This is a genomic window from Anoxybacillus pushchinoensis (genome assembly GCF_900111795.1).
GTDB classification, from domain to species: Bacteria; Bacillota; Bacilli; order Bacillales; family Anoxybacillaceae; genus Anoxybacillus; species Anoxybacillus pushchinoensis.
The window spans coordinates 1-14,554 of sequence record NZ_FOJQ01000026.1 but is presented as its reverse complement, the minus strand read 5'-3'; the positions used below and the strand labels follow the sequence as shown (position 1 = coordinate 14,554).

Here is a 14,554-nt window from a genome sequence, read left to right as displayed (position 1 = left end):
AATCATGTTGTAACGTGAAAACTTTCACATATTTGTCACAAACAAATACATATACCCCTTTATCTATAATTTTTATTGTGATACAATTCACAATGTAAGGAGGCTGATCAATATGAGCAAAAAAATCGTAATTGTCGGTGGTGTAGCTGGTGGCGCAACAACAGCTGCTCGCTTACGTCGTTTAGATGAACAGGCAGAAATCATTATGTTTGAACGTGGAGAATATATTTCATTTGCAAACTGTGGTCTTCCGTATTACATCGGTGGAGCCATTGCAGAACGCGATGCGCTACTTGTCCAAACAGTTGAAAGCATGTCGGAAAAATTTAATCTCGACATTCGCATTCAAAGCGAAGTGATCGCGATTAACCGTGAACAGAAAACGGTAACTGTAAAACATTTACCAACTGGAGAAACGTACGAAGAAAGCTACGACTATCTTGTTTTATCACCGGGGGCAAGCCCAATCAAGCCAAATATTCCGGGCATTGAAGAAGCAAGCAACGTATTTACATTGCGCAACATTCCAGATACCGACCGAATCAAAGCGCATGTCGATGAAAAGAAACCGAAAAAAGCTGTTGTCATCGGCGGCGGGTTTATCGGGGTAGAAATGGTTGAAAATTTATGGGAACGTGGCATAGACGTGACGCTTGTTGAAATGGCGAAACAAATTATGGCGCCCGTCGACTACGAAATGGCAGCCATTCTTCATCAACATATAAAAGATAAAGGGGTACGCCTCATTTTAGAAGATGGGGTGGCAGCATTTGAACAACAAGGAAAAATCGTTCGCCTACAAAGCGGAACAACACTTGAAGCGGATATGGTCGTCTTAGCTATCGGTGTAAAACCAGAAAACGAGCTAGCAAAACAAGCGGGTTTAGCTATTGGCGAACGTGGCGGCATCCAAGTGAATGAATGCTTACAAACATCCGACCCTTCAATCTATGCTATCGGTGATGCCATTGAAGTGATCGACTACATTAACGGTCAACCGACCCACATTCCGCTCGCTTGGCCAGCGAATCGACAAGGACGAATCGTTGCCGACCATATTAACGGTCGAAACGTACGCTACAACGGAACGCTCGGCACAGCAATCGCCAAAGTATTCGATATGACGGTTGCAGCGACAGGAAACAACGAAAAAACGTTACAGCGTCTTGGCATACAATACGAAGCGTTGCACATCCATCCAAATTCACATGCAAGCTACTATCCAGGAGCGTTTCCGATTGCATTAAAATTGTTATTTGATCGAAAAACAGGGCGCATTTTCGGTGCTCAAGCAGTTGGTTACGACGGTGTCGATAAACGAATTGACGTCATGGCCACAGCGATTAAAGGTGGAATGACTGTATTTGATTTACCAGATTTAGAATTAGCTTACGCACCGCCATATTCATCTGCCAAAGACCCGGTCAATATGGCAGGATATGTAGCAACGAATATCATTGAAAATATGGTCGAAACAATTCAATGGCATGAGGTGAATGAATTAATCAAAAACGGGGCGTGTTTTGTGGATGTGCGTGAAGAAGTCGAACGCGATATGGGCTTTATCCCAAACTCGATCAACATCCCACTCGGACAATTGCGCAAGCGACTTCATGAGCTTCCTAAAGATGAAACGATCTACGTTTATTGTCAAGTTGGATTACGCGGTTACTTAGCCGCACGCATATTGTCTCAACATGGCTTCCGTGTGAAAAACTTAGACGGTGGGTATAAAACATACGCAGCCGTTTATGGTGAACAACACGAACAGCAAAAGGAAGAAGAAAAACCATTGGAGAGTGGTGACGTCATGCATGTTCAAGCAACAACCACATTAGATGCATGTGGACTCCAATGCCCTGGGCCGATTATGAAAGTATATCAAGCGATGGAACAGCTAAAAGACGGCGATGTGCTAGAAGTGAAAGCGACGGATCCAGGCTTTGCGCGCGACATTCAATCATGGTGCAAAAAAACAGGCAATACGCTGTTAAAAACGACGTTCGAAAATAAAATGTTTGTCGCATACATTCAAAAAGGAACAAAAACAACTGCTTCCCCTGAAAAAGAAACGAAAAAAGACGGCGCAACGCTTGTTGTGTTTAGCGGCGATTTAGATAAAGCAATCGCCTCGTTTATTATCGCATCTGGCGCTGCTGCAATGGGGAAAAAAGTGACAATGTTCTTTACGTTCTGGGGGCTAAATATTTTACGAAAAAAAGATGCCCCTCCAGTGCAAAAAGATATGCTTGAAAAAATGTTCGGTATGATGATGCCAAAAGGTGTTCATGACCTCCCGTTATCAAAAATGAACATGGCAGGCATGGGACCAAAAATGATTCAATACGTGATGGAAAAGAAACACGTAGACGATATTGAAACGTTAATGAAAAATGCGATGGCTGCAGGTGTTAAACTCGTCGCTTGTTCAATGTCAATGGACATTATGGGCATTAAAAAGGAAGAATTAATTGACGGAATCGAAATTGGTGGCGTCGCAACATATTTAGGAGATGCTGAAGAAGCAGGATTAAACTTGTTTATTTAAAAAAATCGGGCTATCTCGTTACGGAGATAGCCCTTTCAAGTATATTCACAGGGGGATCGGGGGAATACACTTAGCATTATCCATTATGACCGTTATTTTTGATTTTATACGTGCATGCATGAAATTTTTTATGCTATTTTTCGCTTATCGATCTTTTTATTTTTCACATAGCCCGCTAGTAAAATCAATGCGGTGACAACAATAAGAAATACGAGCGATTGCGAACCATGTGAAACAGCGATCCATTTTTGTAACTGTTCATCCTTTAATAACATTTCCCCTGCTGTCCATGCTAAAATACCTGAGCCAACGTACGGAATCCACTTATATTTTTCCATCGCCAACACAATGGCCTTTGATCCGAAAATCATAATCGGAATGCTGATCGCGACACCAAAAGCAATCATGCCAATATGCCCACCAGATGCACCAGCAATCGCAACGACGTTATCTAAACTCATGATAGCATCGGCAACGATAATGGTCCAAACGGCTTTCCATAACCGATCTGCCGCTTGTACATTTGCTTCCTCTTCCTCGTTAATTAACACTTTATATGCAATCCAAAGCAACAATAATCCCCCGGCAAGATGGACGAACGGAATTTGTAATAACAATACAATGACTGCGGCAAATAATACGCGTAAAATAACCGCTCCAGCTGTACCAAATAAAATGGCTCGATTGCGTTGTTTTTCTGGCAACCGACGTGTAGCCATCGCAATCACAATGGCGTTATCCCCGGATAAAATAATATCGATCGCAATAATTTTTAACAAAGCGACAATCGCTTCTGACGAAATGATCCAATCACCCATTACAGTTCCCCTTTTTCAATGTACTTCTCCCCTATCTTACCGCGAAGCTCGTCTACATTCAACTTTTGTATTCCGACATATATGTTAAATTCTCTCTCTATTTTTACAAAAACCGATCGTTGTAATGTATTTGTAACATAATTTAATGGCTATGTAACAATTTTTCGACATCTTTTTTGCTATAATGTACTCGTCCATGGAACAAGTCTTTTGGAGGTTCAAGCAATGAAAAAAGTTCTAGTCACTACCGCTCTCTTCATGTTGCTATGTTTCACGTTTTTTGCAAACCCTTTCAAAACAGAAGCTGCCTTCTCAGCTAAAACGCTTATCGCTGAAGCACATAAAGTTATTGGCACACCGTATCGTACAGGAGGAACGACACCGAAAGGATTTGACTGCTCTGGTTTTGTTAGCTATACATATAAAAAAATAGGCGTATCGCTTCCACGTTCTTCTAGCGCGATGTATACGAAAGGGCGTCCTGTTTCTCTGAACCAATTAGCACCGGGAGACTTACTATTTTTCAAAACATCGAAACATAAAGGAATCTCACACGTTGCCATTTATATTGGAAAAAATCGTATGATTCATGCTACGTACAAAGGAGTTAAAGTAGACTCGATTCACCAATCTTACTGGAAACAACGTTTTGTTGGCGCTAAACGATTATAATGCGAAGGCGAGCACTTCATGCCGAACGTCTTTTCGACGCGGAGTGCTTGCTCTCGACAGTAAAGCAGGGAATGTTCCCTGCTTTTTTTCATGATTTTTTCATTTTCCCCGCATTTTTCCGATATATAATGTATGTAACATGGGGATGATGGAGGTGCTTTTTGTTTATATCATTTGTTGTTGAATGGCCGCGGCACGATGGGCTGTTTCTGTTACATACGCTGCCATTTGTTCATTCGCATCTTTTAAATGTTCTACTGTTGCACTCACCTCTTCAAGCGAAGCGCTTGATTGTTGAATGAAAACTGAAAAATCGCTGATGGAACGGTCCATTTTTTCTCCTTGTTTCTCTAACTTTTCGCTAATGATAAAAAAGTGTGATAGCTGCTCTTGTAAGTAAGTTAGCGATTGATATAGCTTTTCGAAGTAAGCGTTGACTTCACTTGTCAACGTCTCATTTTTTGTCAGTTGTTCGCTCGTTTCATCCATCCGCTCCAGCAACTCATTATTGCTTTCATTCACTTCTGACAAATTGTGAACGATTTGTTGTGTCGTCTCCTCCGTCAACACAGCTAGCTTGCGAATTTCTTCAGCGACAACCGCAAATCCTTTTCCATATTCCCCTGCGCGTGCTGCCTCGATTGTCGCATTTAATGCCAATAAGTTCGTCTGATTTGTAATTTGATTAATTTTTTTTGTTAACTCATTTGTACTCGCAATTTTGCTCGTTAACGCATTTAATGTTGCCCTTGTGGCATGAATGACTTCGCGAAACTTTTCTGTATGCATCAATAACAAATGCATTTTTTGTATGCCCGCTTGCGCCATCTCGCTCGATTGCGAGGAATGCTCCTTTAATTGTTTAGACGTTTCATAAATTTGCTCACCCATCGCTTTCGCTTCCGCTACTTCATTGTGTATATCGATGACTTGTTCACTTTGCGCCTGACCCGCTACCGCAGCTTGACGAATCGCTTCTTTCATTTCTTCTTGCGCTTGCACATTTTGAAGTACTTTTTGGTGAATATGTTCGACGTTTTCAATAATATGCTTTACTTGTTGTTCGAGCTCATGTCTTCTTGCTGTTTGTTTTTCTTTTTCCTCGTGCGCCTGCCCAACGTGTTCAACAAGTTGATGAAACTGCTTGCGGCTTAGATATAGCAGCACAGAAAGCGCGATACCGATCATCACATAAACAATAAACACCGTATGTCCTGTTTTTTGAAACACTTGTTGAAAAGGGGAAGGAACGAGTACACTAATAACTAAAATGATTCCCCCAAGTAAAATGCCTGTAATAAACAGTGTACGATTTAGATGTAAAACTGACAACACAACTAAACAAAAAGCAAGGGCAATTGTTCCTAAGCTCCCTCCAGTCGTAAACAGACTGACTAAAGTGGCCAAAAATAATATAAAAATAATAAAGTATGGGTAAATCAGCTCGTACTTTTTCATTTTTCTTAAAGCTACATAAACGCATACATTCAGACCCAAACTTCCTCCATAGATGGCGGCCTTCTCTACTCTCTCTCCAATCAAAATAAGCCCGACTACACCTGTTACTGCACTAAACGTGTAAATAAGAAACAAGAAAAAATTTTTCTTCCTCAGTTCTTCCATTTTGAGTTGCTCGATGAAATCCACACAACCTTCCCCCTTCTTCTTTTTTCTATAACTATATCAAAAAAATAAGAATATAGTAAGTATTATTCTGAAAATTAGGAATATATTCATATAAAAAACACCGCATCAATGACGGTGCCTTTCATAAGGACGTTCTTGGTAAAAATAATTCGGTTTTACAATTGTATTATCATAATATTGGTGAAAAATGTGCGTCGTCGCTGGGGATAGTGGTGGAATAAGCCAAGTCCAACTGCCCGTTACTTTTCTTCCTGCTTCTTGTTCTTGTTGTTCAAAACGCTTAAACTGCTGGGCAGCTGTATGATGATCGACTATGCTCACCCCTGCTTTTTTGTATGAATATAAAACAGCGATATTTAACTCGACAAGCGCTTGATCTTTCCATAATGTGCTGTTCCTCGACATATCGAGCCCCATGCACGATGCAATTTTCGGAAGCATGTTGTATCGATAATCGTCAGCAAAATTGCGCGCACCAATTTCCGTTCCCATATACCAACCGTTAAATGGCGCCGCTGTATAGCGTATGCCCCCGATTTCTAAACACATATCCGAAATAATCGGTACCGCATACCACTTCAACTGTAGATCATGAAACCACGAAAGCGTCGGATGCTCAATCGGCACTTCAAGCACAATCTCTTTTGGAATAGGGAATAACTTCGGCGGTCGGCCATCAACTTGAATAACGAGAGGTAAAATATCAAAGTGCGTTCGATCCCCTCTCCATCCTAGCTGTTCACACGCTTTCGTGAATGAAATGGACGATGAATCACCGATGATCCCATGCTCTGTCTCGTATCCGGCATAGCGAATAAGCTGATGATTCCAAATACGCACACGCTCAGGACGAAAAATAGTAATTGTCGGCCGAATTTTCCCACCATTTGTCGCAAACATGATATGGTCAAATAGCCGCTCTGCTATATCTTCTTCCCGTTCAATGGTGCGTGCATCAAACACATGAAGCGTTTGCCAAAACAGGCGCCCGATGCACCGATTGCTGTTGCGCCATGCCATGCGCGCCCCATGCTCAAGCTCTTCATACGTATGTTTATACGTACCGGTTTGTTCAATTTCTCGTTTCACTTGTTGCAACCGCTCATGTATTTCATCATCGTTTTTTCCTAACTCTGTATAACATAAAGTGATAAATTGTTCCGCCTCTTTCCATAACATATGTGCTCGTCACCCCATCATCGTATCTCCTTACTACAATACATCATATATAGAGAAAATGAAAATAAAGAGTGCATATTTTCTTATTCCGATCCCTGTCTTTATGATTTATAATAGATATCGGGGAACGGTCTTCACCTACACTACCACACAAACAAAACCTCTTCTTAACACCCGACATGCCACATAGCTGTTTCCCTTTCTACTTTTCCAAACGAAAGGAGGGATATAAATATGGAGCGTACGTTGCTACAAATTTTGGACAAGCTTGAAAAAATGGAAACAAATATGGTAACGAAGCAAGAACTTGCAGAAATCAAAGCAGAACTTGAGAAAGTCAAAGATCATATGGCAACAAAGCAGGAACTGCAAGAAATCAAAGCAGAACTTGAGAAAGTCAAAGATCATATGGCAACAAAGCAGGAACTACAAGAAGTCAAAAATAATATGGCAACAAAGCAGGAACTACAAGAAGTCAAAAATAATATGGCAACAAAGCAGGAACTACAAGAAGTCAAAAATAATATGGCAACAAGGCAGGAACTGCAAGAAATCAAAAATAATATGGCAACAAGGCAGGAACTGCAAGAAATCAAAAATAATATGGCAACAAGGCAGGAACTGCAAGAAGTCAAAGATAATATGGCAACAAAGCCAGACTTCATGCTTATCCAACAAGCTGTACTTGAGACAAATGAAATCGTCAAAAAGCTAGAAAGTAAAATCGACACCCATGAGCAACTATTGACTCTTCTTTCGCATCGCTCTCTTGAACATGAGGCAGCCATTTCTAGCATTCGTTTCATTTTAACAAAATAAACGAGGGAACCTCCCCTCGTTTATTCGATATGTCCTAACATATATTCGTCCCCCTTTCGAACGATAACGACATAAAATGATATTAGGTCAATAAAGTAGACACAAAAAATTTATAGATTTTTTTCGCAGCTACCGCGCTATCGCTTGGTGGCCTTTTAAAAATAATTACGACGTTGTCCTAATTATTTTTGAAAGGTAAATTCACGCTCATGTTGTGTCACTTCAATCGACACGGGAGGCAGATCAAACACTTGACGGAGCGGCGTTCCTTGATGTCCTTCTTGCCCGCCAGGCTTTTCGCCAGACGGCTCGCGGGAGGAACGCTTTTTCTCAAAACGGTCAGAAGATGGGGGCAAATGGCTATTGGAGCTGTTTTTTTTCGTGCGTGCTTCCAGCTCTTGAACGCGATGCTTGAGTTGTTCATTTTCTTTGCGTAGCTGTTTGTTTTCTTGACGCAAATGTTCATTTTCTTGAATGAGTTGATGAATGAGCTGTTTTTGTTGTTGGACTTTGCCGATTAGGCTCTCAACTGTAAATACAGCTTGTCGTACCGTCAAGATGCGATTCACCTCCTTGTCTATCAATATTCACATCATAGACAGGGAAAGCAAAAAATATTCAGCTCACTTTATGATGCGACTGAATAGTTACCCTCTTTGTTCTGTGTCGAGAATGATGTGTCCTTCGGCAATATATTCTCCCTGTCGATAAGACTTTCCATGTTCTTTAACAGCCTTGCTCACCGCTTTTTCAACGTCTGTAACACCTTCTCGTATATATAAAGAGGAATCGATCTTTTTCTTAAAATCGTTTTTTTGGTAAAAAACATCCCAGCGAGCAGAGCCGCGATCAGTAAACTAAAGATCGCCAGCAATTTTTTCATTCTCCATTCCCCCTCGTATACAAAAGTAATAAACGGTTACAAACTATACTCCATATGTCGTTTTGTCGCCTTCATTAACCGACCAACATATAAGAAGACGGGGAAACCGACTGATGTACATAGAGCTAATAAGCTAAAAATAATGATGTGATTTCCATAACCGAGATGTTCAAGCATCAATCCTCCAATCCAAGGACCAATGGCGTTACCTATGGCCGTAAAACCGATAGAACCAAAATATAATCCTTTCATCTGTTGAGGTGCAATTTGGTCAATAAATATGTCGACCATTGAAAACATCATCACCTCTCCTACTGTTAAAATAAACATAGAAAGAAATAACATCGGCACAGCAGTAAATAAACCAAATCCGAAAAGTCCGAATGACACCGCAACAATGCCGAACATAATCGACGTGAGCGCGGAATACCGCTTGCCGATTCTTGAAACAGGATACTGTATAATGAGTACAGTAATGGCATTAAAGACGATTAAATAAGAAAAGAGCTGTACACCATCCTGATATTGCGACAAATATTGCGGAATGGTTGAATTAAACTGCGAATACCCTGTGACACCGAGAATCATCCCGATTACAGCAAATAAAAACACACGATCGTTCCTTAATACGTTGACAGCATTGCGAAGTGTTACATGTTCGGATGTATCGCTATCGTTTTGGTCAATCGTATCGTTTGAAAAAAGAGCGACGAGCAAAATGAAGTAAAGAAAATAAACAAAAGCGGTAATAAAAAAAGCGTCTGTTGATGACGAACTGCCGATTTTCAACCCTACTAACGGACCAATCGCCGCCCCTACATTAATTGCTGCATATCGCAAGTTAAACACAAGCAATTTATTTTCTTGTTTTGTCACTTGCGACAACAACGCTCGCGACGAAGGTTCAAAAAACGAACGACATAAGCCGTTTAACGCATTTAATAGAAAAAACGTCCAAACGCTCTCCGCTGTCGCAAAACCAATAAACACGAACGTCCACATCAAAAGAGAAATTTTCATCACTTTCTCTCGCCCGTATCGATCGGAAACATACCCGCCAAAAAAACCACCAAACAGTCCTACAATCGAACTAATCCCAATAATTGCCCCTGCCAACGAAGCGCTGACTCCTTTTACGCTCGTTAAATAAATGGCTAAAAACGGAATGGTCATAAACATCGCCATTCTTGCAAATAATGTTCCGATAATAATTGTTACGCTGATCGGATGTAGTTTTTTTATATTCTCCATAATTCCCCTTCTATCCTGAAAATGAACTTTATGTAAAATTATATTATAATTCACAATAAATCAAAAATATTTTAATAACATTGTAGTGAAGCGGAAAACATCATCATTACTGTACTATATAGAAGGGCGATCTCACAAATGAAAAAGGAAAGGGATGTCCTTTACTTTTTTTGTTATCAATATTTCTCTAATAGAACGATTGACCTTTTACAAACCGCGTTCTAATTTCGCAACACACTCCACATATGCTGAGTGTCGTACGTTGAAAAGTAACAGGAGGAAAACAGTTTGTTTTACCTGTTTATTTTGGCTTCCATGATGAAACATCTTCATATGACTTGCAGAACGAAAAGTTTGTAGAAGATGAGGAAAATGGGTTTAGGAATCACTATACATCTACATAAAAAATTTTGGTAACGGAGTAAGGGTAGGGGATTGGACTTCGAATATAGTATGTGTTAATTTTACCTTACGAACGTTCGGGAAGGTGGTTGGAGGTAATGACAACATTAGATCAACTGAAGGAAGTTTCATTGCATCATTTTGCATTGCATGGCTATGAGGGTGCTTCGCTGGCACATATTGCGAAGGATGTCGGTATTAAAAAACAGTCTATTTATACGTACTTTGCGGGGAAGGATGATTTATTCCTTCAAATCTTTGAGGACGCTTGTAAATTTGAAATCAGCATGGTGATGGAAGATTTAGTTCTGACTAAAGGTTAGCCAATAAAGAATATTTTATACAATTTTTTGGAGCAATCGATGGAACGCTATGCAAAGTATGATTCAACGAAATTCATGCTAGGGAATGCCTTTTTGCCACCAGTTCATTTACGTGAGCAAGTGATGAGTGAGCTGTATAGCTATTTAGATAAACTAGAAGAGTTATTTATTCCGATATTCAATAAGGCAAAAGAGGCAGGCGAAATTTCTTCAATGATAGACGAAGAGATGGCGACGGCAGCTTTTTTAGCTGTTTTAGATAGTTTATTTGTTGAAATGTTATACGGAGATGCCCATCGTCTAAAAAAGCGTTTTCATGCCTCATAGTACCTATTTTGGTGTGGTCTTACAGCAAAAGAAATGAAATCGGAGGACAATAAACATGAGTAAAAGTTGGCTTTATGTTGTTTTAGCAGGAATAGTCGAGGTTTTATGGGTAATTGGTTTGAAGTATTCAGTCAGTTGGTTTGAATGGGCTGCCACAGCAGTATTAATCGGTTTATCTTTCTATTTAATCATCCTCTCAACACAAACGCTACCTGTTGCGACAGCCTATGCAGTTTTTACAGGGATGGGTACAGCTGGAACAGCAATTGTAGATATACTTGTATTTGGGGAAGAGTTTAGTTGGATGAAGATACTGTTTCTTGTTTTACTTATAATTGGTATTTTAGGCTTGAAGCTCGTTACAAATGAAGAAAAGGATGTAGCATAATGGCTTGGGTTACGTTAATTTTAGCAGGAATATTTGAAGTGGTTGGCGTGATAGGTATTAACCTAGTTGCAAAGCACAATAAAATCCAATCATATATGGTATTAATCCTTGGTTTTCTAGTAAGCTTTAGTCTATTAAGTATAGCGTTAAGCACATTGCCAATGGGAATAGCCTATGCAGTTTGGACAGGGATCGGTACTGTTGGAGGAACACTAGTGGGGATGTTTGTTTATGGTGATGCAAAGGATTGGAAAAGAATATTATTTATAGCCCTCATTATAACGGCGATTGTGGGTCTAAAACTATCATCATAGTATTCTAAAAGCTGTTTATGTTTATACAATATACTTCACGTATAAAGTATACAGAATAAACCTAAATATATACATCCAAATTGGCATTTTAACCTCTGATTCACACAGCACACCCCATGCGGTGTAACACCTCATCTGGATGTTGTAAGACGTACTGTTCAAAGCAAGTAATGAATTGGGCAATGTCATTTTGATCCTTGTGAAAAACGTTGACAATCACTTCATCTTTCAACCACTTCCACAGCCGTTCAATCGGATTTAACTGTGGAGAATACGGTGGCAAAAAGATGAAATGAAAAGCATCGCCTTCCTCGCCATCAAGAAAGGCTTGTACCATCTTGGCATGATGAATACGCGCATTGTCTAACACAAGCACGATGAATCAATCGGCATATTTCTCTTTCAATCGGCGCAAAAAGTCAAGGAACGTTTCGGCATTGGCGGATGATGCACGATGAAACACCACATCGCCTTGTTGAACGCCAACTGCACCAAAAATGGACACATGGTCATGGTGTCCGTAGCTTGGCACTTGTCTTTGATTCCCTACTTCTGCCCATGTCGTACGCAGCGCTTGATAGGCACGAACATGTGTCTCATCCACATAAAACATGGTAACATTCTCGGTAATTAGTTTTTTTTATAAATTCAAGTTCTCTTTGAAAAGCAGCTTGACGCTTAGCGTCTCCTTTGACGAGCTTATACGTCGGGCGTGTCCATGACAAACGCAAACGATGCAACAACTTGCGAATCCCTTCCCGTGACATGGAAACACCATAGGTTTGTTGAATGTAAGATTGTAAAATGCGCGTGTTCCATGACGAAGCGATGCCCCAGCCAGCATCCACAGGTGTAGTAGTTAACACGAGTTGTCTAATTTCTTGTTGTTGTTCTTCCGTAAGAAACGGCACACGACCAGGCGGCAACCGACGATCGAGTAGATGATCGAGCCCACCTTGATTAAACCGTGCAACGTAGATGGCAACGGATTGACGGCACAGATTGACCATTTTGGCCACATCTTTACCGAGGTGACCTTCCATGACAAGACGAACAGCGGTCACCCGAACACGAAGGGAAGCATCTTTGATTTTCCGTTCTTGTTTCCGAAGGGTTCGAGGCGTCCAGCCGTGGTCATTTGTAATTTTCAAACGTTTCATGCCAATTCCGCTCCTTTTGTATAGAAATATTTAGGAGCAGTATAGCCATGAAAAAAGGTGTTCATACAGAAGTCATGGTTTTAAGGTGCATGTATATATATTTGTTGACTGAATCTTAAAATTGCTTTTTCCTGCGCCGATAAATTTCAAATCTTGTTCTTATCATTCAGTAATATTCTCGAACTTTTCTTTGTACACACCTTTGAACCAATTCATTGAACGATTTCAAATAAATGTTCTCTTTCTAGATTATTAAAGCCCGAGCCGTCCAAATAAAGGGCGGCTCAAGCTATGTTTCTAAAAGGGAAAATCTTTGAAACTACCCATTTCCATTGGATTATTCTTCTGCGGAAGGCAGTTCTTTTTTCTCCTTTGATAAAAACCAGCCACCTAATGCGATCAGAACGAGTACAGCATAGAATGTTATTTTCCATTCAGGTGATTTTGCAAACCCTTCAGGTAATATTGCCAGCTGAGGGTGTGATAACGTATAAACAGATAGCTTTACCCCAACCCAGCCAACAATGAGAAACGCAGCGATTTCCAAACCAGGTTTCGAATGAAGCAATTTTACAAAGAAATGAGCAGCAAAGCGCATAATAATTAAGCCTATTAATCCTCCAGCAAAGATAACGAGAAACTTACCTCCATCCAGTCCGCCGATTTGCGGAAGATTTGTATCCGGAAGCGTAACTGCTAATGCTACTGCTGCAAGAATGGAGTCGACTGCAAATGCGATATCGGCCAATTCTACTTTGAAAACAGTTCCCCAAAATCCGGATTGTTTCTTTTCCTGTATTTCTTTATTTTTTTCTTTTTCTTTATTTACAGCAACTTTTCTAAAAATATGATTGATTGCGATGAATAAAAGATAAAGAGCACCTATCGCCTGAATCTGCCATACATTGACAAGGAATGAAATCACAAATAGTGAAGCAAAACGGAAAACGAATGCACCTGCAAGCCCATAAAACAACGCTTTCTTTCTTTGTTCTTCCGGAAGATGCTTGACCATAATAGCTAAAACAAGTGCATTATCAGCTGCCAAAATCCCTTCAAGTGCAATTAGAAGTAGTAATACCCAGCTGTATTCTAATAAAATTGAAAGTTCCATGTAACCTGAATCCTCCTTTAGTATTTTACTGTAGTTTGATGTTTCATTTTCTAAATAAGACCGTATTTTCCTTTAGGAGAGCCAACATTCATTTTTACCAACCATTATGAATTTTATCCTTTTTATACACTCAAGCAAATAAATCATCCTTTTTACAACGAGTAAATGCTGTCTTTTTTTCATACACTTACCTCCCAGATTATCAAATAAAAAACCTTTACCATGTATGGTAAAGGTTTTACATACAAATAAAGACCTTTACCAACGGGTAAAGGTCTTGCTAACAACGTTAACGTTGCCAACAAAGCCGGGAGCGGCAAAACTCCGAAATGACGACTTTGTTGTAAAAGCTACTCCCCTTTAGGAGAACTATTCAACTGTCCAATTTAATCATAAAATAACCTATATAAGTTGAATTAAAGATTTACAACTGAACACACAAACGATCGATCGTTTGTTCTGGTTTCTGGTTGATTCGCTGAATAAAGGCTTGGACATTCTTTCTAATTTCTTGCACACTCGAATAGAACACGTTGTAAATCACGTCTGATTTCAGCCATTTCCATAGCCCTTCAATCAAGTTCAATTGCGGACTGTATGGTGGCAAAAAGACGAGCTCTAACCGATCTTCGTGTTCTTTTAAAAATGGCTGAATGAGTTTGGCATGGTGAATTCGAGCGTTATCTAAAATCATCACTATTTTGCCTGT

15 protein-coding genes and 2 pseudogenes are annotated in these 14,554 nt (G+C 40.0%); 7 read left to right on the top strand and 10 right to left on the bottom strand.

The window, feature by feature from the left end:
• The first annotated feature begins 112 nt into the window (after window positions 1-112).
• Window positions 113-2,548 (top strand): CoA-disulfide reductase, encoded by a 2,436-nt coding sequence (cdr, locus tag BM213_RS08395; protein ID WP_091702967.1) that lies wholly within the window; start codon window positions 113-115, stop codon window positions 2,546-2,548.
• Between the two features lie 128 nt (window positions 2,549-2,676).
• On the opposite strand, the gene BM213_RS08390 is transcribed toward cdr, so the two are convergent.
• Window positions 2,677-3,366: a TerC family protein gene (locus BM213_RS08390; protein WP_004888842.1), complete on the bottom strand. Its 690-nt coding sequence runs from the start codon at window positions 3,364-3,366 to the stop codon at window positions 2,677-2,679.
• 225 nt (window positions 3,367-3,591) lie between these two features.
• Between BM213_RS08390 and BM213_RS08385 the strand changes: the two genes are divergently transcribed.
• The gene (locus BM213_RS08385) at window positions 3,592-4,038 is read left to right on the top strand and encodes a C40 family peptidase (protein WP_091702964.1); all 447 of its coding nucleotides are present in this window, start codon (window positions 3,592-3,594) and stop codon (window positions 4,036-4,038) included.
• Window positions 4,039-4,203: 165 nt separating this feature from the next.
• Here the strand turns inward: BM213_RS08385 and BM213_RS08380 are convergent, their stop codons facing one another.
• On the bottom strand, window positions 4,204-5,685 hold the full coding sequence (locus tag BM213_RS08380; RefSeq protein ID WP_091702962.1) for a methyl-accepting chemotaxis protein: 1,482 nt from the start codon (window positions 5,683-5,685) through the stop codon (window positions 4,204-4,206).
• Between the two features lie 105 nt (window positions 5,686-5,790).
• Window positions 5,791-6,864 (bottom strand): nitric oxide synthase oxygenase, encoded by a 1,074-nt coding sequence (locus tag BM213_RS08375; protein ID WP_091702959.1) that lies wholly within the window; start codon window positions 6,862-6,864, stop codon window positions 5,791-5,793.
• Between the two features lie 234 nt (window positions 6,865-7,098).
• Here BM213_RS08375 and BM213_RS08370 point away from each other — a divergent pair, with 234 nt between their 5' ends.
• The gene (locus BM213_RS08370; RefSeq protein ID WP_091702956.1) at window positions 7,099-7,683 is read left to right on the top strand and encodes a hypothetical protein; all 585 of its coding nucleotides are present in this window, start codon (window positions 7,099-7,101) and stop codon (window positions 7,681-7,683) included.
• Between the two features lie 200 nt (window positions 7,684-7,883).
• Here the strand turns inward: BM213_RS08370 and BM213_RS08365 are convergent.
• The 3 genes and pseudogenes from BM213_RS08365 to BM213_RS08360 form a co-directional block, all read right to left on the bottom strand.
• Window positions 7,884-8,243 (bottom strand): annotated as a pseudogene (locus BM213_RS08365) (DUF6444 domain-containing protein); the annotation flags it as partial.
• Window positions 8,244-8,422: 179 nt separating this feature from the next.
• The gene (locus tag BM213_RS14680) at window positions 8,423-8,566 is read right to left on the bottom strand and encodes a hypothetical protein (RefSeq protein WP_167357391.1); all 144 of its coding nucleotides are present in this window, start codon (window positions 8,564-8,566) and stop codon (window positions 8,423-8,425) included.
• A gap of 36 nt (window positions 8,567-8,602) precedes the next feature.
• On the bottom strand, window positions 8,603-9,817 hold the full coding sequence (locus BM213_RS08360) for an MDR family MFS transporter (protein WP_091702954.1): 1,215 nt from the start codon (window positions 9,815-9,817) through the stop codon (window positions 8,603-8,605).
• A 500-nt stretch (window positions 9,818-10,317) separates the two neighbouring features.
• On the opposite strand from BM213_RS08360, the gene BM213_RS14975 reads away from it, so the two are divergent.
• Genes BM213_RS14975 through BM213_RS08345 form a run of 4 tightly spaced genes read left to right on the top strand, consistent with a single transcriptional unit; the run spans window position 10,318 to window position 11,571 of the window.
• Window positions 10,318-10,542 (top strand): TetR/AcrR family transcriptional regulator, encoded by a 225-nt coding sequence (locus BM213_RS14975; protein ID WP_244149227.1) that lies wholly within the window; start codon window positions 10,318-10,320, stop codon window positions 10,540-10,542.
• Between the two features lie 39 nt (window positions 10,543-10,581).
• Window positions 10,582-10,869 (top strand): hypothetical protein, encoded by a 288-nt coding sequence (locus tag BM213_RS14970; protein ID WP_244149226.1) that lies wholly within the window; start codon window positions 10,582-10,584, stop codon window positions 10,867-10,869.
• A gap of 55 nt (window positions 10,870-10,924) precedes the next feature.
• The gene (locus BM213_RS08350; protein WP_091702951.1) at window positions 10,925-11,257 is read left to right on the top strand and encodes a DMT family transporter; all 333 of its coding nucleotides are present in this window, start codon (window positions 10,925-10,927) and stop codon (window positions 11,255-11,257) included.
• Complete coding sequence (locus BM213_RS08345; RefSeq protein ID WP_091702949.1) at window positions 11,257-11,571, top strand: DMT family transporter; 315 nt, start codon at window positions 11,257-11,259, stop codon at window positions 11,569-11,571. The genes BM213_RS08350 and BM213_RS08345 overlap by 1 nt, the downstream gene beginning before the upstream one ends.
• 100 nt (window positions 11,572-11,671) lie before the next feature.
• Here BM213_RS08345 and BM213_RS14965 read toward each other — a convergent pair.
• The 4 genes and pseudogenes from BM213_RS14965 to BM213_RS08320 form a co-directional block, all read right to left on the bottom strand.
• A pseudogene (locus BM213_RS14965) lies at window positions 11,672-12,175 on the bottom strand (IS630 family transposase).
• Window positions 12,168-12,731 (bottom strand): helix-turn-helix domain-containing protein, encoded by a 564-nt coding sequence (locus tag BM213_RS08330; RefSeq protein ID WP_091702943.1) that lies wholly within the window; start codon window positions 12,729-12,731, stop codon window positions 12,168-12,170. The pseudogene BM213_RS14965 and the gene BM213_RS08330 overlap by 8 nt, the downstream one beginning before the upstream one ends.
• Window positions 12,732-13,068: 337 nt before the next feature.
• Window positions 13,069-13,845 (bottom strand): TerC family protein, encoded by a 777-nt coding sequence (locus BM213_RS08325; protein ID WP_091702940.1) that lies wholly within the window; start codon window positions 13,843-13,845, stop codon window positions 13,069-13,071.
• A 424-nt stretch (window positions 13,846-14,269) separates the two neighbouring features.
• Window positions 14,270-14,554 (bottom strand): transposase (locus BM213_RS08320; RefSeq protein ID WP_208601893.1); only part of this gene is annotated, 285 nt, incomplete at its 5' end.